This is a genomic window from Pinirhizobacter soli, from assembly GCF_015905305.1.
Lineage (GTDB): Bacteria > Pseudomonadota > Gammaproteobacteria > Xanthomonadales > Rhodanobacteraceae > Pinirhizobacter > Pinirhizobacter soli.
Genome location: NZ_JADZLQ010000002.1, coordinates 71368 through 98027, shown reverse-complemented (window position 1 = coordinate 98027; position 26660 = coordinate 71368). Strand labels below are relative to the sequence as shown.

The 26660-nt window shown below is 63.7% G+C and carries 22 protein-coding genes and 1 pseudogene; 8 read left to right on the top strand and 15 right to left on the bottom strand.

Going from position 1 to position 26660, the window contains the following annotated elements:
- Nucleotides 1-70 precede the first annotated feature (70 nt).
- Both NDK18_RS10140 and NDK18_RS10135 read left to right on the top strand, forming a co-directional pair.
- Nucleotides 71-397: a hypothetical protein gene (locus NDK18_RS10140; RefSeq protein ID WP_250623396.1), complete on the top strand. Its 327-nt coding sequence runs from the start codon at nucleotides 71-73 to the stop codon at nucleotides 395-397.
- 66 nt (nucleotides 398-463) lie between these two features.
- Nucleotides 464-958 (top strand): annotated as a pseudogene (locus tag NDK18_RS10135) (PQQ-dependent sugar dehydrogenase family protein); the annotation flags it as partial.
- A gap of 64 nt (nucleotides 959-1022) precedes the next feature.
- Here the strand turns inward: NDK18_RS10135 and NDK18_RS10130 are convergent.
- Together NDK18_RS10130 and NDK18_RS10125 are read right to left on the bottom strand one after the other, a co-directional pair.
- Entirely contained in the window at nucleotides 1023-2549 is a 1527-nt protein-coding gene (locus NDK18_RS10130) for a tetratricopeptide repeat protein (RefSeq protein ID WP_250627720.1), read from the bottom strand.
- Between the two features lie 50 nt (nucleotides 2550-2599).
- Nucleotides 2600-3493, bottom strand: a complete 894-nt coding sequence (locus NDK18_RS10125) for a LysR family transcriptional regulator (protein WP_250623393.1) — start codon at nucleotides 3491-3493, stop codon at nucleotides 2600-2602.
- Nucleotides 3494-3600: 107 nt separating this feature from the next.
- Here NDK18_RS10125 and NDK18_RS10120 point away from each other — a divergent pair, with 107 nt between their 5' ends.
- Nucleotides 3601-3996: a DOPA 4,5-dioxygenase family protein gene (locus NDK18_RS10120; protein ID WP_250627719.1), complete on the top strand. Its 396-nt coding sequence runs from the start codon at nucleotides 3601-3603 to the stop codon at nucleotides 3994-3996.
- 7 nt (nucleotides 3997-4003) lie between these two features.
- On the opposite strand, the gene NDK18_RS10115 is transcribed toward NDK18_RS10120, so the two are convergent.
- The 3 genes from NDK18_RS10115 to NDK18_RS10105 form a co-directional block, all read right to left on the bottom strand.
- Nucleotides 4004-4405: a DUF6326 family protein gene (locus NDK18_RS10115; RefSeq protein WP_250623391.1), complete on the bottom strand. Its 402-nt coding sequence runs from the start codon at nucleotides 4403-4405 to the stop codon at nucleotides 4004-4006.
- Between the two features lie 108 nt (nucleotides 4406-4513).
- On the bottom strand, nucleotides 4514-5641 hold the full coding sequence (locus tag NDK18_RS10110) for an acyltransferase family protein (RefSeq protein ID WP_345777077.1): 1128 nt from the start codon (nucleotides 5639-5641) through the stop codon (nucleotides 4514-4516).
- Between the two features lie 69 nt (nucleotides 5642-5710).
- Nucleotides 5711-8611: a bifunctional diguanylate cyclase/phosphodiesterase gene (locus NDK18_RS10105; protein ID WP_250627718.1), complete on the bottom strand. Its 2901-nt coding sequence runs from the start codon at nucleotides 8609-8611 to the stop codon at nucleotides 5711-5713.
- A gap of 260 nt (nucleotides 8612-8871) precedes the next feature.
- On the opposite strand from NDK18_RS10105, the gene NDK18_RS10100 reads away from it, so the two are divergent.
- The 5 genes from NDK18_RS10100 to NDK18_RS10080 all read left to right on the top strand — a co-directional run bounded on the left by NDK18_RS10100 (nucleotide 8872) and on the right by NDK18_RS10080 (nucleotide 12344).
- Nucleotides 8872-9285: a hypothetical protein gene (locus NDK18_RS10100; protein WP_250623389.1), complete on the top strand. Its 414-nt coding sequence runs from the start codon at nucleotides 8872-8874 to the stop codon at nucleotides 9283-9285.
- A 6-nt stretch (nucleotides 9286-9291) separates the two neighbouring features.
- Nucleotides 9292-9762 carry a GNAT family N-acetyltransferase gene (locus NDK18_RS10095; RefSeq protein ID WP_250623388.1) on the top strand — a complete coding sequence of 157 codons (471 nt, stop codon included), beginning with the start codon at nucleotides 9292-9294 and terminating at the stop codon, nucleotides 9760-9762.
- A 71-nt stretch (nucleotides 9763-9833) separates the two neighbouring features.
- A complete protein-coding gene (locus NDK18_RS10090) occupies nucleotides 9834-10472 on the top strand; it encodes a TMEM175 family protein (protein WP_250627717.1) in 639 nt (212 codons plus the stop codon).
- A gap of 25 nt (nucleotides 10473-10497) precedes the next feature.
- Nucleotides 10498-11169 (top strand): DUF1345 domain-containing protein, encoded by a 672-nt coding sequence (locus NDK18_RS10085; protein WP_250623386.1) that lies wholly within the window; start codon nucleotides 10498-10500, stop codon nucleotides 11167-11169.
- Nucleotides 11170-11180: 11 nt separating this feature from the next.
- Nucleotides 11181-12344 carry an AAA family ATPase gene (locus NDK18_RS10080; RefSeq protein WP_250623385.1) on the top strand — a complete coding sequence of 388 codons (1164 nt, stop codon included), beginning with the start codon at nucleotides 11181-11183 and terminating at the stop codon, nucleotides 12342-12344.
- A 275-nt stretch (nucleotides 12345-12619) separates the two neighbouring features.
- Here NDK18_RS10080 and NDK18_RS10075 read toward each other — a convergent pair whose 3' ends face one another.
- From NDK18_RS10075 to NDK18_RS10030, 10 genes are all read right to left on the bottom strand, one after another.
- Nucleotides 12620-14047, bottom strand: coding sequence for a family 4 glycosyl hydrolase (locus NDK18_RS10075; protein ID WP_250623384.1), 1428 nt, complete (start codon nucleotides 14045-14047; stop codon nucleotides 12620-12622).
- Nucleotides 14025-14972, bottom strand: coding sequence for a carbohydrate kinase family protein (locus tag NDK18_RS10070; protein WP_250627716.1), 948 nt, complete (start codon nucleotides 14970-14972; stop codon nucleotides 14025-14027). Before NDK18_RS10070 ends, NDK18_RS10075 begins: the two co-directional genes overlap by 23 nt.
- On the bottom strand, nucleotides 14951-16336 hold the full coding sequence (locus NDK18_RS10065; RefSeq protein ID WP_250623382.1) for an APC family permease: 1386 nt from the start codon (nucleotides 16334-16336) through the stop codon (nucleotides 14951-14953). The genes NDK18_RS10070 and NDK18_RS10065 overlap by 22 nt, the downstream gene beginning before the upstream one ends.
- On the bottom strand, nucleotides 16336-19179 hold the full coding sequence (locus tag NDK18_RS10060; protein ID WP_250627715.1) for a TonB-dependent receptor: 2844 nt from the start codon (nucleotides 19177-19179) through the stop codon (nucleotides 16336-16338). Before NDK18_RS10060 ends, NDK18_RS10065 begins: the two co-directional genes overlap by 1 nt.
- A 552-nt stretch (nucleotides 19180-19731) precedes the next feature.
- A complete protein-coding gene (locus NDK18_RS10055) occupies nucleotides 19732-20592 on the bottom strand; it encodes a TauD/TfdA family dioxygenase (RefSeq protein ID WP_250623380.1) in 861 nt (286 codons plus the stop codon).
- Complete coding sequence (locus NDK18_RS10050) at nucleotides 20589-21581, bottom strand: L-tyrosine/L-tryptophan isonitrile synthase family protein (protein WP_250627714.1); 993 nt, start codon at nucleotides 21579-21581, stop codon at nucleotides 20589-20591. The genes NDK18_RS10055 and NDK18_RS10050 overlap by 4 nt, the downstream gene beginning before the upstream one ends.
- 143 nt (nucleotides 21582-21724) lie before the next feature.
- Complete coding sequence (kynU, locus tag NDK18_RS10045; protein ID WP_250627713.1) at nucleotides 21725-22996, bottom strand: kynureninase; 1272 nt, start codon at nucleotides 22994-22996, stop codon at nucleotides 21725-21727.
- An 11-nt stretch (nucleotides 22997-23007) separates the two neighbouring features.
- Entirely contained in the window at nucleotides 23008-23529 is a 522-nt protein-coding gene (locus NDK18_RS10040) for a hypothetical protein (protein WP_250623377.1), read from the bottom strand.
- 5 nt (nucleotides 23530-23534) lie between these two features.
- Nucleotides 23535-24569 (bottom strand): amidohydrolase family protein, encoded by a 1035-nt coding sequence (locus tag NDK18_RS10035; RefSeq protein WP_250627712.1) that lies wholly within the window; start codon nucleotides 24567-24569, stop codon nucleotides 23535-23537.
- 39 nt (nucleotides 24570-24608) lie between these two features.
- On the bottom strand, nucleotides 24609-26660 hold the full coding sequence (locus NDK18_RS10030) for an FUSC family protein (RefSeq protein WP_250623375.1): 2052 nt from the start codon (nucleotides 26658-26660) through the stop codon (nucleotides 24609-24611).

Here is a 26660-nt window from a genome sequence, read left to right as displayed (position 1 = left end):
CCAGACAAAGCGTAGACGCCCGATGGATTAGCTTGCCGTGGACCGGCCCCTTCCTTCCAACGAGAATCCCATGAGCTCCCGTGTCGCACCGCGTGGCTCCATGGTGGCCAACACCATCTATGGTCTGCTCAATCCTATCCCCTTCGGTTTCTTTGTTGCGGCGCTGGTCTTCGACATCACCTACGCGCGAACCGTATTGCGGGCCGCACGCCTGGACTTCTGGCTGAACCTGGTAGCCATCGTGGTGGCGATCATCAATGCCTTCGTGCATAGCCGGGATGCCTATGCGGTGATTCCCACGGGCGTATGGCTCTCGGCGTGCACGGTGATCCTCCTGGCCACCGGCCACGTCATCATCGCCATGCAGGCAGCCGCGGGGGATCTCGTCCATGAATAAGTTTCTCTACCGCAGCGTCATGGCCGCGGCATGCGCGGCCATCCTGGGCGGCTGCGCGGATAAAGCGAGAAGATCGCAAGCGACCTTGCCCACCCACGCCAGCTTTGCCTTCTGCCCAATGGAGACGTGCTGGTAGTGGAGTCCAACGGCCCGGGTACGGAACCTGTGACCACGCCCAAGCAATTGATCGCCGGCATGGTCAAGAACCAGTCCGGGAAGGGCGCCAAGGGCGGCAACAGGATCACCTTGCTGCGCAAGGCCGGCGGTGGAGAGTGGGAGAAGCACGTCTTCATCGAGCACCTGAATTCGCCCTTCGGGGTGCAGTTGATCGGCGGCTTCCTTTATGTCGCCAACACCGACGGCATCGTGAGGTTCCCCTACCAGGCCGGCGAAACCAGCATCACGGTGCCAGGCGAGGCGTTCACCGATTTGCCCAGCACCATCAACCATCATTGGACCAAGGCGCTGCTTGCCAGCCCCGACGGCAGCAAGCTTTACGTGGGTGTCGGCTCCAACAGCAACATCACCGAAAATGGCCTGGACGTGGAATACCGGCGGGCGGACGATGTCGGCAACACGGTTTGGCGGGTGACGTCGCAATAGGGCGAGCGGTCGCGTCAGTCCATCACTTGGACAGGAGCGTCCGCATCTGGCTGGCTGTCCGGGTATCGCCGATGGCGTCGGCTGCCTGGGCCGCGCCGCTAAGCGCCCCGCGTCTGCCGGGCGCTGCAGCCAATGCCAAGCGATAGGCTTCAAGCGCTTCCCGGGGCCGATGCGTTTCCAGCAGCAAGTCGCCAAGCTGCTCGCGCGCCGGAATGATCGGGCCTGGCGTCAATGGGAGTTTCTCAATGCCGTCTTCGAGGTCCGCGGCCAGCCGAAGTCCTTCGATGGCCTGGTCGGGATGCGATTGCGCCGCCAGTTGCCAGGCTTTGCTTTCCTTCGAAAGGATTTCGACCTGGGTCGCCCAGTAGGTCTTTCCACCGGCCGTCAGCTGCTGCCGGCAGGTCTCGAGCTTCGCAATATCAGGATCGGCCGCTTGTGGGTGGCCGGCGCGCGCCTGGGCGACGGCGCGGGCCCAATAGACAATGGCGGCCACTTCCGGGGACGAGCTTGCCTGTGGTTGCAGATTCGAGGCCACGTCCCATTGACGCCCCTCCATGGCCAGGCGCACCGCCATGGCGGTTGCTGCATATCCCGCCTTGAAGTCACTCCCGGCCTGGATGCCCATCGTGGACAGTGACCGCACCACGCCTTCGGCGTCAGCGCGCCTGCCGCGCTGGAGATAGGCATAGGTGAGGTAGTCCATCGCATGCAGTTCCTCGCCGAGGTCGCCCTGGCTGTGTGCCGCCGCGCGCGCCGCCACGTTCGATGTGATGGATTCGTCCCACAGCCCCAGCCGCGTGAAAATATGCGATGGCATGTGCAGGGCATGCGGCGCGGAAGGGGCGATCTTCGAGTAGGCGCGTGCCGCGGCCAGGCCCCGTGGCGCAAGTTCCGTACTGTCGTAGGTGTGGATCAGATAGTGGGCAACGCCCGGGTGATCGGGATGATCACGATAGATCGGTTCCAGGATCGCGCCCGCGCGCTTCTGGTTGGCGTGCGATTTGTCTTCCGGTGCCGCCGTTGCGACCAACGACAGGGCGTAGAACACCTGTATCTCGGTATCCGCCGGATAGCGTTTGGCTGCCGTGGCCATCGCCGCTTCATAGGCCTTGGCCCGGGCGGCGGGCGGTACATGATCGGCATCGCGGTAGTACGCAGCGATCGCCGCGATGAAAAGGCGTTCGCGTTCGGTCCGGACACGCAAGCGACTGGCCTTTTCGGTTTCCGCCTCGCCCTTGGCAAGCTCATCGGGGTCCGGCGGGCTCCAAAGCTCATGGAAGTAGGACATCGCGATGCCCCAATGCGCCATCGCACAAGCCGGGTCCGCCGAGGCGACATCGCTGAAGGCCTTTTCAGAAGCGGTATAGGCAAACGAATGAAGCAGGGCGACGGCGCGCTCGAAGTCGCGGGCGACCTTCGGCGCGCACGACGTTGCGAAGCTCACCTTGCCCAGTTTCTCCGGCGCCGGATGCGAGTGCATTTCCTGGGATGAAGCCACCGGCGCGTGGAACATCACGCTTGCTATCAGCAGTGCGGTGAGTCGCTTCATGGTGCGATTCCGGCAGCCGGTGGCCTCGATCATAGGCCAATCCGCTTCTCTCAGAACGCCACGCCAAATCTCGACAGAAGGAAATCGATCACCGTGCGCAGCTTCGCCGTGGGATGGCGATCGGAGGCATAGACCAGGTACATGGGCGAGGGCATGAGCGACCATTCGGGCAGCACCGGCACAAGCCTGCCGGCGGCCAGGTCGTCGGCCAGCACGGCCTCAGGCTGCAATGCGATACCCATGCCGTTCAGGGCGGCCACACGAAGGGTGTTTCCCTGGTTGGCGGAGAAGCGGCCCTGCACAGCTACCTGGCACGTTTCGTCTTCAGGCCCGGCAAGACGCCAGTGGTCGTATCGACGCCAGTATGAGGGGCCCAGGCAGTCATGTTCAGCCAGCTCCCGCGGATGCATGGGCTGGCCCCGCTTCGCCAGGTAGGCCGGCGCTGCGGCAAGTATCCGTCGATAGGGCTTGAGCGGTCGTGCCACCAGGTTGGCATCGTCCGGCTCGCCAACCAGGACGCCCACATCGAAACCATCGTCCAGCAGGCGCGGACGACCGTTATCGAGCGTCAGTTCAATGGTCACATCCGGATGTTCGGCCATGTACTGGCCAAGTGCCGGCACCAGGCTATGCGTGCCGAAACTCACCGGCGCGACGAGCCTGAGCAATCCCCGCGGGCTCGCCTGCAATTCCGAGGCGCTCGATTCGGCGAATTCGATGCTGGCCAGGGCCTGCCTGCATCGATCGTAGTAAAGCCTTCCGACGTCCGAGAGTGTCTGCCGACGCGTCGTGCGATGCAGTACGCGTGCGCCCAGGCGCGCTTCGATTTCACGGATGTGCTTGGCAACCATGGTCGGCGAGACGCCGCAGGCATCCGCGGCGGCGCTGAAACTGCCAAGGTCCACCACCCGTACAAACATCTCCATGCTGGCAAGCTTGTTCACACTTAAAACCCGGGGGTTTTGAATTGGTGAAAATATGCCATGTTTATCCACCGACCGTCCACGTGCATCATGGGGGTCTTCAATCCTGGCAATGCGAAGGACGTGGAATGAATGATGCTGATGCCCCTTACCACGCACACGTCTATTACGTGCCCGAACAACGCGACCAAGCCGACGCGCTGCGCCTTCGCCTGGCCGCGGTGAAGCAATCCGGTGGCATGCCCGGGCTGCTGTTTGTCGGCCAACTTCGGGATGGAAAGGCAGGTCCCCACCCGATCTCCCAGTTCGAGTTCCACTATCTGAAGCGAACGCTGCCGACGGTGCTGGAGATCCTTGAGGGTTCGGGCCTGACTGCCCTGGTCCATCCCCTCACCGACGACGACCTGGCCGACCACACGACCCTGGCGACATGGATCGGTGATCGAATCGAACTGGATCTATCGACGCTTGATCCGCCTGGCCAGAACAAGGGTGTCCCACGATTTGGCAAGACGGACTTTTGAAACAGGCTTACCCTCGCGGCCATCGCCACGCGAGTACGACGATCAGCATCGATACCGCTATCTCGATCACGCCAAGCGTCAGGTAGAACCACCAGGCGCCTGGCATCGTCAGCAGCATGATGGCTGTGTAGAACAGCCCCAGTACGACGTTCGTCCACCGGCATGTCCTGGTCGGCAACAGCATGCACAACGCCACCATTAGACCGGGCACGGCAAGCAGCAACGCCGTCGCCACCAGCGTGGCCTCGCTGGTGGGCCCGATCGGGCCCTCGCCATTGAGCATGCCCTGCAGTTGTCCGGGCACATAAAGCCCGAAGTAATCGCCGTAGATGTAGCAGAACATCAAGGCCGTCCACAGCGCGGACAACTTGAGCCTTATGTGCACCTTCATATCGTCCAGTGCTGCCATTCCCGACCCCGGTCAATGGCGTGGCGACCCACGCCTGCGGCGCAAGTATTGCCCTGAAGGCAGGGCACCCGGAGTGCCGGAAGTACCGTCGCGCCCGCTGACTTTTTCCTATGCCGCCGCTGGGGCCAGCGATGAGCGTGCTTTCCGGTCGCGCAGACGCAGGAACGGACGTTCAACCAGATAGTGAAGCAGGGCGGCCACGCATAGAGCAGCGAGCAGGCAGCAGGCGAAGGTCAGGATGCCATGCTGGGTAAGGGCTGCAGGCAGATGCTTGAATGCGAGGCTAAGCACGGCCTTGTGGCTGAGGTACAGGCTGTATGACACAGCCGCGATCCATGCAGCGCCCGGCACGCGCACTTTCGCAAGCACACCGCCCGGTGCCGCGGCGGCCGCCACCAGCAGGGCCAGCCCGATCGAAAGCACGGGAAAACCGATGACGCAGGCCCCGAATGTCTGGATATCGCTGAAGATCCATACCGAGATTCCGACCACCCCCGCACCCGCCAGGGCGAGCACGTTCGAATGTCGCTGGACACGTTCCCACCACGCCTTCCGATGGACGCTGACGATGGCAAGCGTAATGCCTGCCAGCAGCCCATCCAGGCGTGCATACGTGGGGTAGTACACCATCTCCATGTAGCGACGGATATTCATTTCCCATACGCCGCCATCCTCGGCCGAGGGCGCTGCCGATTGCCACCAGGCCCATCCACGCCAGATCATGCCGGCAACGCATAGCCCCAGGATGATGGTTGCTACGCGGCGCACGTTGGCATGGGGCGCCATGGCCAAGACCGCCAGCGGGAATATCAGGTAGAAGTGTTCCTCCACGCATAGCGACCACGCAGACGAAAACGCGTGGCCTGAGTCCTGGACCACGAACAGGTTCATCGTGAAGGTCAGGAATTGCCAGAGCGGCTGGATGGCGGGGGTTTCACGCAAGGAAGGGAAGCAGAAATAGAACGCCACCACCACCAGGTACGCCGGCAGGATGCGGTAGGCGCGTTGCCGGTAGAAGGCCTTGAGGTTGAGTTGGCCATCAAGCTGGAATCGAGCCAGGACTTGCCGGCCGATCAGGTAGCCACTCAAGGCAAAGAAGAGGTCGACCCCCATCCATCCATAGGTCGTGATCCAGTCAAAGCCATCCCCCATGCCCCCGGCAAGCCAGGAATGGGTACAAACGACCGACAGGATCGCCACTGCGCGTAATAGATCAAGCCCTGGTAACCGGCGCACACAATGCCTCCCTGCGGTAATTCGCAAGGATAGCGACAGGATCAGGGCAATTCGAGGGCGGCGAGCGGGCTAGCTGATGACGCCGCCTGGCTTGCTGGATCCAAGCTGCCTCACTATGGCATCCATCGGCAACGGAGGGGACACCAGATAGCCCTGCACGAAGTCGCACTGGTGGGTCTTCAACCACTCCAGTTGCTCGACGGTTTCGACGCCTTCGGCAACCACGGTGAGGTCCAGGCTGTGGCTTAGCGCGATCAGCGCCAGGCAGATCGACGCCGATCGTGCATTGGTGGTGACGTCGGTCACGAACACCCGGTCGATCTTCAGCGTGTTGATCGGCAGGCTGCGGAGGTACGCGAGGCTTGAAAACCCGGTGCCGAAGTCGTCCAGCGCCACGGGAACGCCCAGGGCCTGCAAGGCTTGCATGGCTCGTAATGCGCGTTCGGGCTGGTGCATGAAGCTGCTTTCGGTCAGCTCTACGTGCAGCGCGCCCCGGCGCAGGCCGTAGGACTTGATCACGCGGTCGATTTCCAAGGCCACGTCGACGCGGGCGAATTCGATCGCCGATACGTTCACCGCGATACCCAACCGGCCCCAGCCGGCGGTGGTCAGGTGCCGGTGCGCGGCTGCAGCCTGGCGGAGTACCCACGCGCCCAACGGAAGGATCAGGCCGGTCTCCTCGCACAACGGCACGAACTCCGACGGCGGCATGAACAGGCCATCGCCTTGCGGCCATCGCACGAGCGCTTCGAGCATCACCACGTGGCCCGTGGCCACGCTGATCACCGGCTGGAAGTGCAGCAGCAACTGTTCGTCCTCGATCGCCGCACGCATGCGTGCGGTGAGCTGCAAGCGTTGCCGTGAGCTGTTGGCCATGGTCGGTTCGAAGCGGCGCACCGTACCCTCGGCGACACCGGCGCGCTGTGCCGCAAGCGCGGCATGGCCGATCACTTTCTCGGCCGTGGCGCCCTCGGCAGGGAAGGAAGCCAGCCCGATCCGCGCATCCAGCGAATGGATCGCCGAATGCCAGGGTACTGGGTCGGTGGCTGCCGCCATCAGGGCAGCCAGGGCCTCATCGTTCCGCGGGAAGTCGAGCATGGCCAGCACGAAGGTCTCGCCCGGGCGATGCGCCGCCAGGCCGAAGGCGGCGCCGAGTTTGGCGAAGCGGGCTGCCACCACCTTGATGACTTCCCGGCCCACCGCCAGGCCGAAGGTATCAGCGATGACATCCAACCCATGCAGCTGTACGTAGGCAATGTCGTACCAACCTTCAGGGGTAGCCCGGCCATCGAGTTCTTCGACCAGCGCCTCGATGTTCAGAAGGTCCGTCGTGGGATCGTGGGTGGCGCGGTAGGCGAGGTTGCGCTGGGTAGCCATGCGTTCGCTGACATCCTCCGCCAGCACCAGACGGCCATGCCGACCGCCAATTTCGATATCCGCGGCATGCACCCTCACTTCGAATGTGCTGCCGTCACGCCGGCGATGGATCCACACGCTCGTCTCGTCGAACCCTTCGTTGTCGCCTATGCTGTCCATCACCCGCGCTTCGTAGCCTTCCGGCCGTATGTCCAGGATCGTCATGGCCAGGAATTCATCACGCGTGTAGCCGTAGGCACGCTGGGCGGCCTCGTTCACTTCCATGAAGGCCAGGGTCTGGATGTCGAACACCCAGAAGGGAAGGGGATTCTTGTCGAACATCAGGCGGAAGCGGCGTTCGGCGTCGGCGAGGTTGGCCTCGCTCTGCACACGCTCGGTCACGTCCACGATGGTGCCGGCGAGCGTGGCTTCGTCCCGATCGGTGATCAGGGCGCCCTTCGTTGCGATCACGCGTACGTCGCCATCGGGCCGGATCAGCCGGTACTGAAGGTCGATGGGTGTTCCGTGGACCCAGGCGTTGCGCACGCTCCGGCCCACTTCGCGGATGTCGTCGCGATGGACCATCGAGTAGAAGAAGTCGACGGTGGTAGAGACCAGGCCAGGATCGAGCCCGAAGATCTGTGCCACCGTGGCCGACCACTCCAGCCGGCGGGAAGCCCGCTCCACGCTCCAGGTGCCGGTCTTGCCGGCCTGTTGTGCCTGGGTCAGGCGACGGGCACTGGTGGTGATCGTCTTCAGGTAAGTGGCCCGCGAAATATCCGCGGTCCTGATGCGCTGGTACAGGTAGGCAAAGGCGAGCCAGTACAGCGCGTAGATCGCAGCGCTTATTCCCACCAGTACATACCAGGGCCTGAGCAGTTCGCTCACCGCCATGCCCACGCCCACCCGAACCGGGTACGTGCCGAGCAAGCTGTCGGCGGTGATGCGGCGGGTGCCGTCGATGGCGCTGATGCGCTCGCCGTGGTGGCCCACGTAAGGCGCAAACAGGCGGAAGACCGATGTGCCTACCAGCGTATTGGACTGCTGGCTTCGGGCCAGGATCGTGCCGTATTGATCGGAGACGGCGGCAACACCGTTCGTGCCTGCATCGAGGTCGTCAACGACGTGTTGCATTTGCGTAGCCTTGACCCGTGCCAGCACCCATCGATGCTGATCCAGGGGTACCGCCAGCGGTACTATCCAGATGCCGCCTACCTTGGCCATCGGCCCCATGCGCAGGCTCGTGCGGTCGCCGGAACTGGCCGCTGCCACCCACGCTGGCAACGCCGGGTCGCCTTCATGGTTCGCCATCAGGCTTTGGCCGTTGGCGTCGACGATCGTCAGCGACACCAATTCCGGCTGGCGCTGCAGCACGCCGGTGATCGCATCGGCCGTAAGCGTGGATGCCTCGGCAGGCGTGGTGCGCTCCGCGGTCAAGACATCGAAGGCCACCCCGGTCATGGCGCGTTCGAGGGTACGGATTTCGGCGATAAGCAACCGCTCGCCACCCGATGCCAGTGCCATGGCCTGCCTTTCGGCTGCTTCCATGCGGGTGAGCCTGTCGCTGCGCAGCAGCAGTGCAAGCCCCGTGCCCAACAACAGGCCAAGAATCATGCCTGCACGCCAGACCACGCCTGCGGATCGGCGCTCCGTGATCGGCGGAATCCCCTCAGCATGTATCGACGCCATCGGACCCCTTAACGTTCGCTTGTTGCCAGGGCCGAAGCGAACCATGCACTCAAGACTGCATTCTGAATCGGCAGGTTACGGGAATTCTTTAGCTCTACCTGCCGATGGCGTCTCAAACGGCGCCGGGATTGCGGTATGATTTCCGCGGATGTAAAGTCTGCTTGACATTTCAGGGAGAGCCCCAGGTGGCACGTCAACGCGCGTACAAACGCTACAACCGCACGGTCATCGTGCTCAGCCTGGTCTATGTGGCGCTTCTGTTCACGGCCGAAACAGCGATCCGTAGCGGCCATCTACCCGGTCCCCTGGCCTATGTGGTGGCCGTGTTGCCCGCGTTGCCGCTGATCGGTATCTTCGCCGCAATCGGCCGCTACCTGGTGGAAGAGACCGATGAATACATTCGTTTCCTCACCGTCCGGCAGACACTGATCGCAAGCGGCCTGGCCTTGAGCTTTGCCACGGTCTGGGGCTTCCTGGAGAGCTTCGGCCTGGCACCGCACTTCGATACCTACTGGATCGCAGTGGTCTGGTTTGCGGGCCTGGGGCTCGGTGCGTGCATCAACAAGTTGCTCGGCCACCGCCTGGAAAGCGAGGCCTAGGCTGGCATGGCGATCATCTATCGCCCGATCGACCCCCGCGACCTGGCCGAGGTCCACTCCTTTACCCTTTTTTGCGAAAACTCAGGTCGGGATTCGACCCAGGGGCATATCCCGGATTCCGATGACGAGCGCAAGAAAAAGAGTGAAGAGATCATCAGCCAGCTAACCCGGGACGCGTCGAAGCACCACTGCCTTGCCGCTTTTGACGACGGCAGCATGGTGGGCGTTATCCGCTTGAACATGATGACGATAGACCAGCTTCCCGCGTGCCATGTCCGGGCGTTATGGGTAAACCCGGATCATCGTGGCCGCGGTGTGGCGACAAGGCTCAAGGAGCTTGCCGAAACATGGGCGCGCGCCATGGGTTCGGCTTTCATGGACACCAATGTACGCGTCTCCAACGAGCGCATGATCGCGCTCAATACGAAGATGGGTTATGAAGTGGCGCGGCTGAATTTCCGCAAGCGGCTGGATTAGCCTTTCCACGCCGATGCGGCCGATGCCTTGATTGGGGCATCATACGGACCATTCTCCAGGGGGCGTCTTGCATGGCACCAGCAGCTTCGCATGTTCCGGAAGAACACATCCGCCAGCGGCATCTGGACCGGCTGGTGATGATGTCCGATGGCGTGTTCGCCATTGCATTGACGTTATCGGCAGTAGAGCTTCGGCCGGAATTCGAAGCGGGCAAATCGTTCTTCGATATATGGGCCCTCCCGCTGGGCGTGTACTTCATGAGCTTCCTGCTGATCGCCGCGGTCTGGGTGGCGCATCGGCGGAACCTGGCCCACATGAGCGACGTGGACGGGCCGTCCACTTGGCTGAACCTGCTGTTGCTGAGCCTGGTGGGCCTGCTGCCGGTGGTGGTCCGCTATTTCCTGACCAACCTGGACAACGCCACGCATTCGGGCGTCGTGGCCTATGGAGCCATCGTGTCGGCCACTTATGCCAGCCTTGGCCTGGCCTGGGGCTACAGTTCTCTCGTGGCGGGCCTGGCGCCGGCCCTGACGCGCCGGCGCTGTTTTTCCTGGCTGGCGGAATATTTGTTCGTGGCGGTGATCTTCCTTGCCATGGTGCTCTATACGCTTGGCTTTACCTGGGCGGTGGTGCCCGTGGCCGCCGCCGGCATTGGCTTGCGATTGGTGTCTCTTTGGCTTGGCCGTGGTGAAGCACCCGTCCGGTCATGAACTTGAAGGCAAAGCGGAGAATTAAATGACCGAGAAAGGACATGCAGCAACGGAGCATCAGCATGGGTGGTTCCGGCACCTGCGCGTGCGTCCGCGCTGGACCATCGCCGGCGCTGTCTTCATCGTCCTGCTGGTGACCCTGCTGGTGGTGGGCAAGAGCTTCAACCTGGCCCTGCTCACGGCCTTCGACGCGGCGGCGATCAGTTTCCTTGGTTCGGTAGCGCATCTGTTCGCTCGTTCGGACAGCAAGAAGATGAGGCTGCGTGCAAGGTCGCAGGCGCCGGGCCGCTGGGCGGTACTGTGGAGCAGCGTGATCGTGGCCGGCACCGTACTTGTGGCGCTGGCCATTGAATTGGGTAGCGCGCACGACAACAGTACCTGGGGCGTGGTGGCGGCCTGCGGCAGCCTGCTGCTGACATGGCTTTTCTTCAACACCATGTTCGCCATGCACTACGCGTATGACTACTACATGTGCAACAACGGGTCCGAGCGCTTGCAGTTCCCGGGTACGAAGGAACCGGACTACTGGGATTTCTTGTACTTCGCCGCCGTCATCGGCATGTGCTTCCAGGTGTCCGACGTGCAGATCGCCGACCAGTATCTTCGCCGCACGGCATTGGGGCAAAGCGTGATCGCCTTCTTCTTCAATGTGGTGATCATCGCCATTACCGTGAACGTGGTGGCCAGCCGCGCCTGAAGGGTACCGACATGCTCAAGACCCTGGCCATTGCCAACTATCGCTCGCTGCGATCGTTGGTCGTGCCCCTTGGGCCGCTGAACCTCATCACCGGTGCGAACGGCAGCGGCAAGTCCAACCTGTACAAAGCGCTTCGCCTGCTGGCGGAGACCGCGCGCGGTGGCGTGGTCAACGCGCTAGCCCGCGAGGGTGGGCTGGACTCCACGCTTTGGGCCGGGCCGGAAAAATTGAGCCGTCGCATGCAACGGGGCGAAGTGCCGATCCAGGGCGGTCCACGCCAGGAGCCCGTGGCGCTGAAGCTGGGGTTCGCAGGCTCGGACTTCGGTTACGCCATCGACCTGGGCTTGCCGCCGCCCGTGCCTCGATCCGCCTTCGAAAGGGATCCGGAGATCAAGGCGGAGGCGATCTGGGCAGGCCCGTACCTGCGTTCGTCGAACCTGCTTATCGACCGGCGCGGACCGATGGTCCGTTCGCGGGACGCTAAGCATTGGCGCGTCCTGTCCGAACACTTGAACCAGTACGAAAGCATCTTTACGCAGGTCGCCGATCCGCAGGGCGCACCCGAGGTGCTGGCCATGCGCGAATCCATACGCGGGTGGCGCTTCTATGATCATTTCCGATCCGACCGCGATGCTCCCGCGCGGCTGCGGCAACTGGGTACGCGCACCACGGTGCTCAGCCACGACGGCAGCGACCTGGCGGCCGCCTGGCAGACCATCCGGGAAGTGGGTGATCCGGCGGCCTTGGACGAAGCCGTCGATGACGCTTTTCCCGGCGCGTCGGTGAGCGTGACCATGGGCGATGGGCTGTTTGGCCTGGCGTTCAAGCAGCATGGCTTGCTGCGGCCCTTGTCGGCGGCGGAACTCTCCGATGGGACGCTCAGGTTCCTGCTTTGGATAGCAGCGCTCCATACACCCAGGCCGCCGCCGCTGATGGTGCTGAACGAACCGGAGACCAGCCTGCATCCGGACTTGCTGCCGGCACTGGCCCGGCTGGTCATCCATGCATCCAGGCGCAGCCAGGTGTGGGTTGTTTCCCATGCGCCGCGACTGATCGCGGCGCTGGAGGAGGATCCACGATGCAACCTCATCTCGCTGGAAAAGGACCTGAGCCAAACGAAAGTGCAGGGACAGCGGGAGCTGGATGAGCCGGCCTGGTATTGGCCAAGCCGCTAACCCCGCGCCTGAAGGCGCCACGCTGCTGCCGTATTCAGCCTGGGTGGTCGCCATCGGGCAATAACACCAGCTTCGGAGTAAAGTTAGCGCCAGTACAACCAGAGGAAACGTGCGATGAGTAAAGGCATGGATTCAAAGAAAAGCGACAAGAAGAAGCCCGCCAAGACGATGAAGGAAAAGAAGGCTGCCAAGGACGCGAAGAAGGCCGCCGCGCGCTAGTTGAGGGTGACAAAAGGCCCTGCCGCCGGAAGGCGGCAGGGCTTAAGGCGTGGCACCTACTTAGGACGCGCCACCGACCAGGGGATCCTTCCTTCGCACAGGCATTCGCCGTCGTCGTGTACGTGGCCGAACAGACCTTCGAGCAATTGTTGCGAGGGCGACCATTCGCCGACGGCGGGATGGATCAGCATGGCCTTGCGTGCTCCCAGCCAATCGCCGGATAGAGAAGCATCGATGACGGCGCGCTCATAGGCTTTCACCGACTGGACCATGCCGAGCACGGCATCGGGCAAGGCGTCGGTGGCTTCCGGCGTAATGATGTTCCGGTCGATCTGTGAAGCGATCTCCACGATGTCGTCCTCGGGCAAGCCCGGGATCGCGCCCTGGTTGCGCGTGTTCACCACGATGGTGGCGGGCCTGGCGCCGGTAAGCGCGCTCATCACGTCGATGGCGATGCGGTGGTAGCCGGAGCTGACGCGGAACGGGTCGACATCAAGCTCCACGCCTTCGTCGAATGCCGAACCGCCTTCAGCCTCGAGCTTCATATAGGAACCCGACCGCTGGTTGAGGTACGCGGCATAGGCCTGCACCGCGCCTTGGCCATCGCCGGCATTTAGCCTGGAAGTAAGGGTGTCGATCAGGGCGACGTTGAGTTGTTCAATCTCGGCACCCCGGCTGGCGCCCTGACTGCGCTGGTTGGCAAGCGCCCGCTGGCGCTCGTAATAGAAGAAGAGATATTCCGTGGGTATCAGGCGCAGCGACCGGATCATGTTTACGTCGAACAGTGGCGCCAGGTAGAGCTGGCGGAGCAGCGTTTCGTCCTCGAGCAGGCGGTCGAACACGTCCTGGCCGTTGTGCCACACGCCGCGTACCCAGCCCAAGTGGTTCAGGCCCACGTAATCGCAGATCACATCCTCGTTGGGTAACCCTAGTGCGCGGGCGATGTTGTGGAAGAGTTCGGTGGGGGTATCGCAGATGCCCACGATGTTGGCGCGCGTATGTTTGCTCACAGCCTGGGTAATGAGGCCCGCTGGGTTGGTGAAGTTCACAAGCCACGCATCGGGGCTGAGCCGTTCCACCAGCCGCGCCTGCTCGATCGCCACCGGTACCGTGCGCAGCGCCATGGCGATGCCGGCGGGGCCGGTGGTTTCCTGTCCCGGGTAGCCGCGCGCGATGGCGGCCATTTCATCGGCGGCACGCCCGGCGATGCCGCCCACGCGCACGCTGTTCAGGACGAATCGCGAACCTTCGATGGCTTCTTCGATGCTGCTGGCGCCGCGCACGCGCAAGTCACCGCCGAACTCGGCGACGATGGCCTTGCCCAAGGACACCATGATGGCAAGCCGCGTGGCATCAGGGTCCCACAACACCATTTCTTCGGCGCCCAGCGCCTGTGCCGCCTCGTTCACGCCATAGACCACCAGCGGCGCACGCACGCCGCCGCCACCGATCAGGGCAACTTTACCGTCGGTAGGTTTGCTCATGAAAACTCCCAAGCTGATGAATATCTGGCAACCCCGCCAGCGCGCCTGCTTCGGTCGCGCACAACGCGCCGCAAATGCAGGCCCGCTCCAGGCATGTGTTGAGATCGCGCCCGTCGAGCAGGGCATCGATGAATCCCGCATCGAAAGCGTCGCCGGCGCCGGTGGTGTCGCGAATGACGACCGGGGGTGGTTTTACCCGCCATGTGCGTTCGAGTTCCACGCCCAGTGCGCCCTCCGGCCCAAGTTTCAGCGCACCGTGGCCGAAGCCCTCTTCGCGCACGAACGCGGCGAACGCGTCGTCGTGCCCGCTGCCCAGCAGCAGTTCGCACTCTTTGTGGTTCGGCAGGAAATAATCCACTTCCAGGCAGGTATCGCGGTTCACCGGATCGACAAGCCATTCCGGGCTGAAACCAACGTCCAGCGATGTCGTGCAGCCAGCGTGCTCCAGGCGCGGCAGCAGGCTCTGCGCGATGGTTCGTTCCAGGGGCATGGCGAAATGCACGTGGCGCGCGGCACACAGGTCCGCGATGACATCTTCATCGCTCAGTAGCTGGCCCAGGTTCGTGTTGGCGCCTTTGTAGGTAAAGAATCCACGGTCGTCGGCCATCGACGCGCTGGCGGTCACTCCCGTGCCCGCCGGATGGGCGCGAAGGCCCTGCGTGGAGACGCCGAAGTCGCCCAGTCGGGCGGTAAACCAGGGCAGGTCGATGGCGCCGACCAGGCCGAACAAATGCACGCAGCGGCCCAGCCGCGCCAGGCCACAGGCGGTATTCGCGGTGCCACCGCCAGGCTCGCGCACATAGCCACGCGAAAGCACTTCCTCGCCGGGGCGCGGCCAGGATTGAAGGCCCGTAAAGACATGGTCGATATACACCTCGCCCACGACGGCGACATCGAAGGCCTTCATGGATGTCGGAAGGGCCATGAACGCTCCCGCTTGGCCTGGATCAGGAAGACGACGCTGCCACCCAACAGCGCCAGTGCGCCGGCTGCCACGTGTTTTGGCTGGCCGGTCGCCACGATATACAACCAACCCGCCACGCTGATGACGATCGGCAGCGGGTACAGCGGCATCGAGAATGCGTGGGGGTCGCGGTCCGGACGGCGGCGAAGGAACACCACGGCAAAACACTGCGCGATGAACTGGAACATCACCTGCACCAGGATCAACACCGCGATGAGATCGTCCAGCGGCAGCAGGCAGGCCAAGGCCGACGTCACGCCCACGAACACCAGCGATACCGTGGGGAAGGCGCCGCGCGGGTGCAGCCGCCCGAACACGGCGAAGAACTGCCCGCCACGAGCCGCGGTGAACGGCACGCGGGAGTAACCCAGGAGCACCACCAGCGCCGATGCCCAGCTTGCCACCAGGATCACCACCACCGCCGTGGTACTGCCCGCGTGGCCGTAGATAGCCTGCATGAAATCGGCCACCACCGCCTTCGACTGCGCCGCCACGTTCCACGGCAGCACCCCAAGGATGGTGATGTTGAGCCCGAGGTACAGCACGGCCACCAGCGGGATCGAAAAAAGCACGGCAAGGGGTATGTTGCGGCGAGGCTCTTTCATCTCGCCGCCGAGCATGCACACGTTGTTGTAGCCGCCGTAGTCGTAGACGGCGATCAGCGCCACCGCGCCCAGGCCCAGCCAGAAACCGTGGGGGTCGGGATTTCCCATGTTGAGGAAATTTCCCGCCAGGCGCGTGTCGAAGTGCAGCACGCCGCTGGCGACGATCCAGGCGCAGGCGCCCAGTACCAGCACGGTGATCAGGACCGAGAGCTTCTGTATCGAGCCTACGCGCCGGTACAGCAGGGCGGTGTTGAAGAGGCACAACGCGGCGGCCACGGCCGATTGCTGCCAGGGGGCCATCGAAGGGACCAGGAAGGCCAGGTATTGCGCGAAGCCCACGGAGGCCGAGCCGATGGAGAGAGGCGCCGCCAGCAGGGTCTGCCACAGGTACAGAAATCCGAACAGCTTGCCGTAGGTATCCCGGCCATAGGCTTCGCGCACGTAGTGGTAGGGCCCACCCGACTCAGGGATTGCCGAGCCCAGTTCTGCCCACACCAGGCCATCGCACAGGCAAAGGAAAGCCCCCGCGACCCAGCCCAACAGCACCTGGGGTCCCGCCAGCGCGGTGAGCGCCAGCGGGATGGTGATGAACGGCCCGATGCCGATCATGTTCAGGACGTTGGCCGACAGCCCGCCCCAGAAACCGATGACGCGCGGCGGCGCCGTCGGCAATCCCGTCGCTGTCGTCGTATCGATCTGAAGGCGTGGGCGGCTCTGCACTAGAACGAGTACTTCAGGGTCAGCAGGGTGGTTCGCCCCGCCTGCACGATATCGCTGATGGCCAGGTCATGCCTACCGATGTGCGACCAATAGCTGTAGTTCCCGGTCAGGTTCGATACCGACAGGTCCGCCCGGAAGTGCTGATCGAATTCGTAGCCGGCATGCAGGTCCACCCTTCGGATTGGCCTTACCCACAGGTCGTCCCAGGGCGAGCCCTGGTTGAGGTAGTCGTAGGTGGAAAGGAAGGAGCTGGCGTAGTGGTAGCCCAGGTCAAGGTCGAAGCCGTTCTTCTCGTAGAACACCTCGGCGTTGCCCAGCACGTTGGGCGCGCTCTGCAGCCGTTCATCCTCGAAGCCTGCGATGCCAAGATCCACGCGGGACTTCTGGCGTGTGTAGTTCACCGATACGCCCAGCCCATCGAAGGGCTCGGGAAGGTTCTGGAATTTCTGCCGCAGGGCCACTTCCAGTCCATACACCTTGCCGTCGCCACCGTTGGTCGGGGTCTTGGTAAGCACCGTGCCTTCACCGGAGAGATTGGGGTTCGCCTGTCCGCCGCCGCTGTCATAGATGTAATCGTGCAGCTGCTTGTAGAAGGCCGCCACCGAGGCGAAGCCGCCCTGGTCGGTCGTCCACTGGCCGGAGAGATCAAGGTTGGTCGACTTGATGGGCTTCAGGTTCGGATTGCCTTCGGTGATGGTGGTCACGCCATCGGAGATGCTTACCTGCGAGCCGCCGCCCAGCTGCACGAAGGCTGGGCGCGTATAGCTCATCCATACCGATCCGCGGTACACGGAGTTCGCCGTCGGCCGCCAGCTGGCGGCGATGCTGGGCAGCGGCTCGTTGTACACGGTGCGGTTGTTGGAGAAGTAACCGGTTACCGGGTTGCCGTCGTCGTCCCTGGCAGGCGTCGTCCAGAAGGTATTGTTGATCGACGTATGTTCGAAGCGCACGCCTGGGATAATCTCAAGATTGCCCACATCGAACGTGGCCATGGCGTAGGCCGCACTGACAGCCTCCGTACCGCGCATGGTGTTGCAGTTGTAGTTGTTGATGTAATTGCTGCCGCAGGTGTCCAGCTCGTCGTCGGCGAAGTTGGCGCGGATCAGGTCCACCACGGCGGCGTGGTTCACCTTCGGTGTCTGCCACAGGTACTTGTTGGGGAAGATCGATGAATAATTCCCGCTGAAGATCCCCAGGTCGCCCAGGGTGGTCACGCCATCGTTGATGCCAGGCGTGGACCAGTCGCGATTGGTGAATTCGCGGGAGCTATCGGAGTATTTCACGCCGAACTTGACCGAGGAAAGTGCGCCGCCGTCGAAGTCATACTGGAAGTCGACCGAGGCGCCGCCCTTCTTCTGGCCCGATCGCGACTTGGTCAACTCGCCGCTGTCGTTGGCCCACATGGCCGGGATGTTGTTCACGGAATTGATCAGGCCTGGGGTCAGCAGCGGATACGGGAAACCGTCCTTGTAGGTGGTAAGCGAGCTTCCGCCGAAGGCGAAGTTGTCCTGGGAATATTTGTCCTCGCGACCGTCGATCTCCACGTGCGCCGGGCGGTCGTTATGGCCGTAGCTGTAGAACAGTTTCGGTGAGATCGTCCAGCCGCCGGCCCGCTTGTCGGCGCCGAACTGGAAGGTGGCGATGTCGGCGCGTTCGGGATTGGTTTCGTACCAGAAGCGGTTGGCGATGCGCCCGATGTTCGGCACGTAGCCGCCCGAGCCGTCGGGTACGTAGGTAACATTCTGCGGCAGGAGCTGGTTGTAGGTGGTGTCCTGCTCGGTTTTTGCGTAGGCGTAGGTCGCGCGGGCATAGACATCGAGCGTGTCGTCCACCTTCCAGTTGAAGGCGATATTGCCGCCATAGCGTCGTTCGAAACCCGATGCGATGCCGGCATTCAGGCCGGTGCTGGTGAGGTTCCGCGCCGGGTTGTAGCCGGCAGCGTTGCTGCCGTCCGCGTTGGTGTGGGCGAATTCCCAGGAGCCGTCATTCAACGCGCTTTCAGCGGCGCCCACTTCGCTGTTGGCGATGTTCCGGTAGTCGTAGTAGCCGCTGGCGTAGATGCCGAACTGGTGTTCGCTGCCGAACTTGGTCTGGAACTCGCCGGCCAGTCCCCCGCCAAGCCCGCTTCCGCCATATTCCCTCGCCTGGCTTTCCGAACGCCCGCTGGCGGTGATGCTGCCACTGGTGTCCTTGGCGAAATCGAATGCCGTGGGCGTGCGGAAATCGATGGTGCCGCCGATGGCATCGCCGTCCATGTCGGCCATCGAGGTCTTGTTGATCACGATGGTCTGCAGGCCCGACGGCGGCAGCAGCGACAGCTGCACGCTTCGGCTATAGGGCATGCCCTGGGCGACGTCCACGCCGTCGATCAGGTTCACGTTGTACTCGGACGGCAAGCCGCGCACAGAAGCGAACATGCCTTCGCCGCGTGCCGCACCATCGATGCCGCCGAAGTAACCGGTGCCGGTGGTGGTGACATTCACGCCGGGCATGAGGCCCAGCGCTTCGGCCACGTTGTGCACGGCGGTGTGCTGCAGGTCACTGGCGGACAACACGTCCACGGTATTCTGCGCGTTCATCTGCAAGGTGCTGGCGTCGTAGCGGTTAGCCACCACCGACACGGCCTTGAGCGTCTTGGCCTGGGCTACTTGCGGCTTCGATGACGGCTTGCCTGGTGTCGCCTGGTCATCGGCTTGCGCGGTGGCCGGCGCTGCCACCGGAGCGGCAGCGTCGGGCGTTGATGTGGTCTGCGCCATCAAAGGCCCCGACACCAACGCCGTGCCCAGAGCGGCCAGGACGGCCAGATTCAAACGGTTCCTGCGGATATTCCTGTGCTTGCTCATGTGAACTCCCCACCCGATGCGTGACGGCCATGACGGGCACGCGCCCGCCATCGGTGAACACTGTTCGCACCCATCGGGAAGTCGTCTTGGGCAACCAATAGCCGGCCGGCACCTGTCGCGCATCGATAAGAGGCGCGGCAAAGTGTTTATGGACAGCCGGGAAACGAGCCGATCAGGTCAAACAGCCGCTGCTTCAGGCTGGATACGGCGGGGAATAGCCGGACAGGCACTTCGACCGGGAGCGCAGGGCGCTGAGCTTGGCACGGGAGCGAACGCGGGCACGAATCCGAACGAAGGGCGACCGCGCCCGCTCATGAGCGGGTATGCAGCCAAACGCCTGCGTTGTCGGACAACCGTGCCCCATCAGGAAATCCCAGTGGCTTGACACCCGTTTTTGCCGAAATCCGACATCACGGGAATGGCCGGACGGTAACCCACCCTGATCGGACGCGTCAACTGGCCATTTGGACTTTTTTTATTCCGTGTTGCAGCATTTGGCCGTCTAGCGGTCCACCGCCACCACTTCGGCGGCGGTGGTGCCATCACTATTCTTCAGGGAAAGAAGCCGGTGTTGATGAGTACCGGATCAGCATGGATATGCACGCGTTGCAGGTGCCGCTTCGATCCATGCACGAATGCGTTCCTGCCATGCAGAAGGGCGAGGTTATCTGCGATCAGCACGTCGCCGGTTCGCCATGCATGCTCGTAGCGATGTGCCGGATGCGCAAGGCAACGGTGCAATAGGGCAATGCTTTCGTCCATCGATGCCTGGTCGAGTCCTTCGTAGATAACCGTGTTGGGATTCCTGAAGCCCGGGATGGCATCGACGGGCGGGCTGTAGCGAAGCGTTGGCACGTGATGAACCGGGTGTTCGACCACCAGTGCGCTGCGCACGCTGCCCCCATAGTGGGATACGGCACGAATGCAACTGGTCGTTTCAATGGCGCGCCAGGTATCCCGTACCGATGCCCCTGCATGTTCAAGCAGGCCCACGGTATCGACGAAGACCGTCTCGCCGCCCGTGTTCAATGGGCCTGCATCGGCGCAATGGAATACCTGGAACTCGGGGATCGTCGGCATGTACATACCGTCCCAATGAAGGGGCAGCGACAATGAATCGAAGATGCTGTCGTGCGACTCTTCTTTTTCGACAAGGTCGAGCACATCGCCGTAAGACCCCGTCATGATCCGGCCCCAGTGGCGCGCGTAATCGGCAAGTGCCTGGCCTGAGAAGCGGTTGGTGAACCCCCGGAGCAGGACGATCTTGCTATGCCTCGCCAGTGCACGGAGGTGATCGACAGGTAGATCCAGGTAATCCATGACCGAATGGGCCGGTGTAACGAGGGCGCCAAATGACGCAAGCGGTGTGATCGATACCTGTCGATGAAGGGACGGAAGCGCGGCTTGCTTCACCGGGATTCTCCCTGGCAACGAGCGTGTTCGATGACGAAATGCGAAGGACGCCCGTCGACATGCACCACCCGTCCACCAGCGCGCTCGACATCCTCGCGTTTCATCAAGCGGAACTGGCCGCCGACGTCCACCGCCACCGCATGCCACGGGGTGAGCCAGGTATCGACGCAGTCCGATAGATGGATGCCAAATTTAGGCGACGCCGGCGCCTGGGGATGGATGGATAACCTCAACGTTCTGGGGTAGGCCTGGTCGAGCAGGTTGCCCCAGGCCTGGCTGCGCCGAATCACTTCGATGGCGCGTTGCCTTGAGTCCACTTGCAGGGCGTTGCGCGAGCCGTTGTAGTCTGGCGTGAGTCCATCTTCGAACATGAAGCGGGTGATGGCACGATAGTGGGCCCGGCCTACCTCATCCGCCATGTACTGAGCGCGCGTGTCATCCGCGGACTTTCCGTAGTGCTGCATCAAGTAGGCGCGAGCCTGCTCGAAGCCGAATTCGGCGTGTTCTGCCGGAAGTGCGTCATGAAGGTTGACGACCTCGATGCTTGACGGCGCGATCTCCCTCGCCAGTTCGCGCAGCTGCACCTGATACTGGGCAACCGTGGCATCGGCGACACGGATGGTGTCGGCGAAGACATGCCCATCGGAACACAGCAACACCCGCGCACCTGGCTTGTGATATTCCCCGATCCGTTGGCACAGATCGTTCAAGAACGTCAGTGCGATTCTCTCGGCAGTATCGGGCAGATTACCGAGTACCTTTCTTGGATTGGGCGATTTTGCCGGAAAAGCCGGGAGGAGGAAGGTCAGCGGCGCTGCGCATTCAATGGCTTTTTGCAGTCTCGGCAAGTGGTGGTGGCGTACGCTGGCGTGGTCGTCACGATCGTCCGGGCGACGGCGCCACCGCAGCAGTTCGTCCAATATCCTGACGGCGATCGCACTGGGTGAGGTGTCCGGCGCTTGCTTACGCGCGAAATAGTCGATGTCCATGTAGGCTTGCTCTCCATCAGCCGCGTCTGCGGTGAGCAAGAAAGGTACGCATTCACGCACGGCTCCATTACCGGTAGTCCACGACTACCGGAGTGGGTTGAGAACTAGGCCGCTTGTAAGAGATTGCGCCGGGGCTGACAGAATTATCGTGTTGCCCACGCCCGGACATGGCCTGCAAAGCCGATGCAATCGGCGAAGCGGTTGTAAAGCGCAACCGGAGCCATGCGGATCACATCCGGCTCGCGCCAGTCACCGATCACGCCGTTGTCCATCAGGTATTGGAACAGCGAGCGGCCGGCATCGCGGCCAGACTTCACGCGGATCGACAACTGCGAACCACGGCGGGTGGGATCTGCCGGTGTTACTACTTCGAGCACGTCGGCCAGGTCCGCCTGGATCAACCATTCAAGGTAACCGGTGAGCTTGCGCGACTTTTCAACCAGGCGCGACATGCCGGCCTCGTGGAAGATATCCAGCGACATGCGCAGCGGTGCCAGCGACAGGATCGGCGGGTTCGACAGCTGCCAGCCTTCCGCGCCGGGCGTCGCCTGGAAGTGCGGGCCCATCTGGAAGCGCGTGGCCTTGTCGTGGCCCCACCAGCCGGCGAAACGCGGGAGGTCCGCAGTGGCGTGCCGCTCGTGGACGAAGACACCGGCCACGGCACCGGGGCCGCCGTTCAAATACTTGTAGCTGCACCAGATGGCAAAGTCCGCACCGGCATCGTGCAGGTTCAACACGGTGTTGCCTACCGAATGGGCAAGGTCGAAACCCACCACCGCGCCCTGCGCGTGGCCCAGCCGGGTGATGGCGGCAAGGTCGAACGACTGGCCTGTGCGGTACTGCACGCCGGGCAGCATCACCAGCGCAAGTTTTGCACCGTGTTCGCCGATGGCGCGTTCGATCGCAGCCATCGAGATGCTGCCGTTGGGTTCGTCCGCTTCCAGTTCGATCAACGAGGTGGCGGGGTCGAAGCCATGGAACCGGATCTGCGACTCCACCGCATAGCGATCGGTGGGGAAGGCGCCTGCCTCGATCAGGATCGCATGGCGTTCTTGCGTGGGGCGGTAGAAGCTCACCATCATCAGGTGCAGGTTCACGCCCAGGGTGTTCATCGCCACCACTTCGGATGGAAGGGCGCCGACCACCTCGGCCAGGTTGTCGCGTACGTACTCGTGATATGACAACCATGGCAGCTTGCCGCGGAAGTGGCCTTCCACCGCGAGCTCTCCCCAGTAGTTGAGCTCGGACGCGATCGCATCGCGCACGCTGCGCGGTTGCAGCCCCAGGGAATTGCCGCAGAAGTACAGGCTGTCGTGCCCTTCGTGCGGCGGGATCAGGAAGCGGTCACGAAAACCCTTGAGCGGATCGGCGTCGTCCTGGGCCTTCGCCCAGGCCAGGTCGTTGCGGTAATCCATGGTGCTTGGGCTCACTGCGGCAAATGGCTGGCGACGTCGTCGCAGCCGGCATCGAACGTGGCCTGCCAGCGTGCGTCGCCCGTGGCCGGGCGCACGCAGCGCAGCTGGATGGCAAGGTTGCCACTGAAGGCATAACGCTCGTGGTAGGTGAACTGCGCGCCGGTTTCCTGCGCGGTATAGAAGTAGTCGTTCGGCGTGGCGGCGCGATGGGTATCAGGCGCATAACCTGAAAGCTGGCGTGCACGGGCGGTCTGCTGTCCCATCCACGACTGGTAGCCGGCCATGTTGCCTGCCTGCTTTACCGATACGGTGACGCGAGAGAGCGTCTTGGCACCGGCAGGCGAGGGGTCGGGTACCTGGAATACCTGGGTTTCCGGATCGCCCTGGGTCTGCATGATCGGCACCCAGCTGTCGGGCACGCTGAAGCGCACGGCACCATTGGCCATGGTGACGTCGCCGGCCATGGCCGATGCCTGGATGAGCAACCCGATGGCGGCGAGGGCGGCAAGATGCGTGCGGCGCGGAAGGATCATTCGGTTCAATTCCCGGGGTTAAGGGGTTGGTGTCGCTCGAAACGGCTGTGCGGCAGCTGCAGCCATTCCAGTGCCGTGCCATGGAAGAGTCGTGCGCGGCTTTCGTCGTCCAGGCCAAGCGCATCGATGCCGCTTCCGGGCACCTGTTCGCCCAGTGGGAAGGGATAGTCGGTGCCCAGCATCACTTGCGATACGCCGGCCGTGTCGAGCAGGTACTGAAGCGCACGCGGATCGTGCACGCAGGAATCGAAATACATCCGGTGCATGTACTCGCGCGGGTTGCGCGCGTTGTCGGTGGCGACCAGGTCCGGGCGCATGCGGAAGCCGTGTTCGATGCGGCCGATGCTGGCTGGGAAGCTGCCACCGCCGTGGGCCAGCATGATGCGCAGCTGCGGCAGGCGTTCAAGCACGCCGCCGAATACCAAAGAGCACGCCGCGCGGGATTGCTCCGCGGGCATGCCCACCAGCCACGGCATCCAGTAACGCGGCATGCCGGCTGCGCCCATCATGTCCCAGGGGTGCACCAGGATCGCCGCGCCGAGGTCCGCTGCGGCTTCGAAGAACGGGAACAGCTCTGGGGCGTCCAGGTTCCAGTCGTTGCAATGCGAGCCGATCTGCACGCCCTGCAAGCCAAGCTCGTCCACGCAGCGCTCCATCTCCTGGATGGCAAGCGTGGGCGATTGCAGCGGCACGGTACCGATGGCGGCGATGTGCCGGCGATGGTCGTGACACAGCTGCGCGGCGTGGTCGTTCAGGAACCGGTGAAGCTCCAGCGCCTGGTGGCCCTTGGCCCAGTACGAGAACAGCACAGGGACGGTGGAGATTACCTGCACGTCCACGCCGTGGCGGGCGTAGTCGGCGATACGGTGTTCGGCATCGAAGGCCGACTCCCACACCTCGCGGAAGAATTTTCCGTCCTTGTAGATCCGGTGCGATCCCCCGGTGTGCTGCATCACGGGGAAGCGGTCGTCGCCGTACTTGGCGGCGAGGTCCGGCCACTGCCTGGGCAGGATGTGGGCGTGGGTATCGATCTTCAGCATGGCACCAAGTGTAACCCGGCGGGCCGCCCTCGACGGCACTTAACGTCGTTGAAGGATGTGGTTGATCGTATTGACGTTATCTACCAGCCGGTCGGTGACGGTCACCATCTGTTGGGCCATGCCCGCTCCCCGCGTCCCGGTCAGTGCAGTGACGATTTCCCGTTGCCGGGAACGCAGGTCTGGCAGGGCATCGGGAGGTTGGGAATGACGCAGGGCATCGGCGAGTGTGTGCAATGCCGCGGACGACTCACGCACCAGTGGCCAGACCAGGTCGCGGTTGAAGTCGTCCATGTCGTCCATCATGGCCTCGAGCGTCATCGCCGTGCGGGCCAGGCGGTTGCCGTTGGCGAAAAGCGTTTGCGCCATTTCCATCAGGTGCACCGGTGTGGCGGGCTCCGAGCGCATGCGGTCGAGCGAGGCCTGGGCGTTGGTACGCGCGGTGCGCGACAAGGTGCGTGCGTCGCGACGCTCGCGGGGTGTGGCGGGGCCTGCCAGGGTGGCAAGGTACGTCGCGTAGGCGCCGAGCATGTCGGCCAGCGCAGCGCGGGCGCGTGTGCGCTCCCACGAGGGCCACACCACGTAGGCCACCAGTGCCATGGCCGAGCCAAGCACGGTATTGAGCACGCGGTCGGACATGGCCGCGGCGGACTCGACGCCGTCGAACGACAGCAGGATCACCACGGTACCCGTGAGGGCCGCCACCGCGATGCCGTAGTGCGCCGTGGCCAGATAACGGAAGCCCACGCACAGGATCGCCAGCACCGCGATGTGCGCCCAGGGCGCATCAGGGGTAAAACGCAGCACCAGGGTGGTGAGCACCAGGCCCAGTATTGTGCCCACCACGCGCAACAGGCCGAAATTCAATGTGGCGCCGAAGTCGGGTCGCAGCACGATGGCGGCGGTCATCGGCAGCCAGTAGCCATGCGGCAGGTGGGCGTAGCGCGAGATGGCCACCGCCAGCGTAAGCACCACCGCGCAGCGAACCGCGTGCCGGAAGGCGATCGACTGCGGGATCATGTTGGCGCGTATCGCCGCCAGCGCCGAACCGCTGCGCAGCGGTGCCGGAAGGCTGCTTTCGGCGGTCTCGGCGCGGATCTCACCACGGCTGCCGGCCCAGTTGGCGTTGCGCACGGCCGCGGCCAGCTGGCCCGACAACGCGTGTACGTGGTTGCTGGCGAAACTGGGCTCCGCCTGGCCGAACAAGGCCTGCTCGCTGGCCTGCAGGGTTTTCAGCGCCGCCTCCGCGCGCGTCGGCGGCCCGGCCTCGTCCAGCGCGCGAGCCACGCCACGCAACACCCGCGCGGCGTCGGCGCGGATCATCCGCGGCAGGCTGCCATCGAAGCCCATCTCCTGCATGGTGATCAGTTCCAGGCGGATCCGTTCGGCTATGTCCAGCAGCACGCGGAAGGCTTCCATGGCACGCCCGCGTGCATGAAAGCGCCCCAGCAGGGTGTGCTGCAGGTTGGTCATCGCGTCGCTGAGCGCCGGCGCTTCAGTGCCCTGGCTTGGCGGTTGGGCCGCCAGGATGGCCAGGCCCCGGTAAACCTCGGCCAGGGCGTGGCGCTCGGGCCGGTAGCGCTGCAGCGGCCACGCCGCGATCGAGAACAACGTCAGCAACATGCCGCCGCCGAAGATCAGCAGCGACGCGCCGATGGCCTGGCCCACGGGCAGCGGCGTGGCGGCGGTGATCACCAGCAGCAGCATGCTGGTCATGCCAACGCGGGCGATGTCCGGCCCGAAGATCACCAGCATGCCGCCGAAGAAACCCAGCACAGCGGTGGCCAGCGACAGGCTGAGCGGATGGCTTCCGACCAGGAACCCCAGCAGCGCCGCGCCGCCAGCCGCGAGCGCCGCCAGGAAAAGCCGCTGCAGGCGTTGCTGGTAAGGGCCCGGCTGGTCGGAAAACATCGTGTCCAGCGCGCCCGCCGCGATGCCGATGCCGACGCCCTCGTGGCCTGTGGCCACGCCGATGGCCAGTGGGATCGCCACCGCCGCGGCGTTGCGCAGTGCCACGCGCATCGGCACGTCGGGCCGGCGCGTGGTGGTGAGCGACTGCAGCACGCTGCGGGGGAGGGAGAAGCCCGAGGTCAT

Excerpts from the sequence above, each read along its gene's own strand:
- NDK18_RS10140 (WP_250623396.1), top strand. The coding sequence starts at position 71 with ATGAGCTCCCGTGTCGCACCGCGTGGCTCCATGGTGGCCAACACCATC.
- NDK18_RS10130 (WP_250627720.1), bottom strand. The coding sequence starts at position 2,549 with ATGAAGCGACTCACCGCACTGCTGATAGCAAGCGTGATGTTCCACGCG.
- NDK18_RS10120 (WP_250627719.1), top strand. The coding sequence starts at position 3,601 with ATGAATGATGCTGATGCCCCTTACCACGCACACGTCTATTACGTGCCC.
- NDK18_RS10115 (WP_250623391.1), bottom strand. The coding sequence starts at position 4,405 with ATGGCAGCACTGGACGATATGAAGGTGCACATAAGGCTCAAGTTGTCC.
- NDK18_RS10105 (WP_250627718.1), bottom strand. The coding sequence starts at position 8,611 with ATGATTCTTGGCCTGTTGTTGGGCACGGGGCTTGCACTGCTGCTGCGC.
- NDK18_RS10095 (WP_250623388.1), top strand. The coding sequence starts at position 9,292 with ATGGCGATCATCTATCGCCCGATCGACCCCCGCGACCTGGCCGAGGTC.
- NDK18_RS10090 (WP_250627717.1), top strand. The coding sequence starts at position 9,834 with ATGGCACCAGCAGCTTCGCATGTTCCGGAAGAACACATCCGCCAGCGG.
- NDK18_RS10085 (WP_250623386.1), top strand. The coding sequence starts at position 10,498 with ATGACCGAGAAAGGACATGCAGCAACGGAGCATCAGCATGGGTGGTTC.
- NDK18_RS10080 (WP_250623385.1), top strand. The coding sequence starts at position 11,181 with ATGCTCAAGACCCTGGCCATTGCCAACTATCGCTCGCTGCGATCGTTG.
- NDK18_RS10075 (WP_250623384.1), bottom strand. The coding sequence starts at position 14,047 with ATGAGCAAACCTACCGACGGTAAAGTTGCCCTGATCGGTGGCGGCGGC.
- NDK18_RS10070 (WP_250627716.1), bottom strand. The coding sequence starts at position 14,972 with ATGGCCCTTCCGACATCCATGAAGGCCTTCGATGTCGCCGTCGTGGGC.
- NDK18_RS10060 (WP_250627715.1), bottom strand. The coding sequence starts at position 19,179 with ATGAGCAAGCACAGGAATATCCGCAGGAACCGTTTGAATCTGGCCGTC.
- NDK18_RS10050 (WP_250627714.1), bottom strand. The coding sequence starts at position 21,581 with ATGGACATCGACTATTTCGCGCGTAAGCAAGCGCCGGACACCTCACCC.
- kynU (WP_250627713.1), bottom strand. The coding sequence starts at position 22,996 with ATGGATTACCGCAACGACCTGGCCTGGGCGAAGGCCCAGGACGACGCC.
- NDK18_RS10040 (WP_250623377.1), bottom strand. The coding sequence starts at position 23,529 with ATGATCCTTCCGCGCCGCACGCATCTTGCCGCCCTCGCCGCCATCGGG.
- NDK18_RS10035 (WP_250627712.1), bottom strand. The coding sequence starts at position 24,569 with ATGCTGAAGATCGATACCCACGCCCACATCCTGCCCAGGCAGTGGCCG.
- NDK18_RS10030 (WP_250623375.1), bottom strand. The coding sequence starts at position 26,660 with ATGACCTCGGGCTTCTCCCTCCCCCGCAGCGTGCTGCAGTCGCTCACC.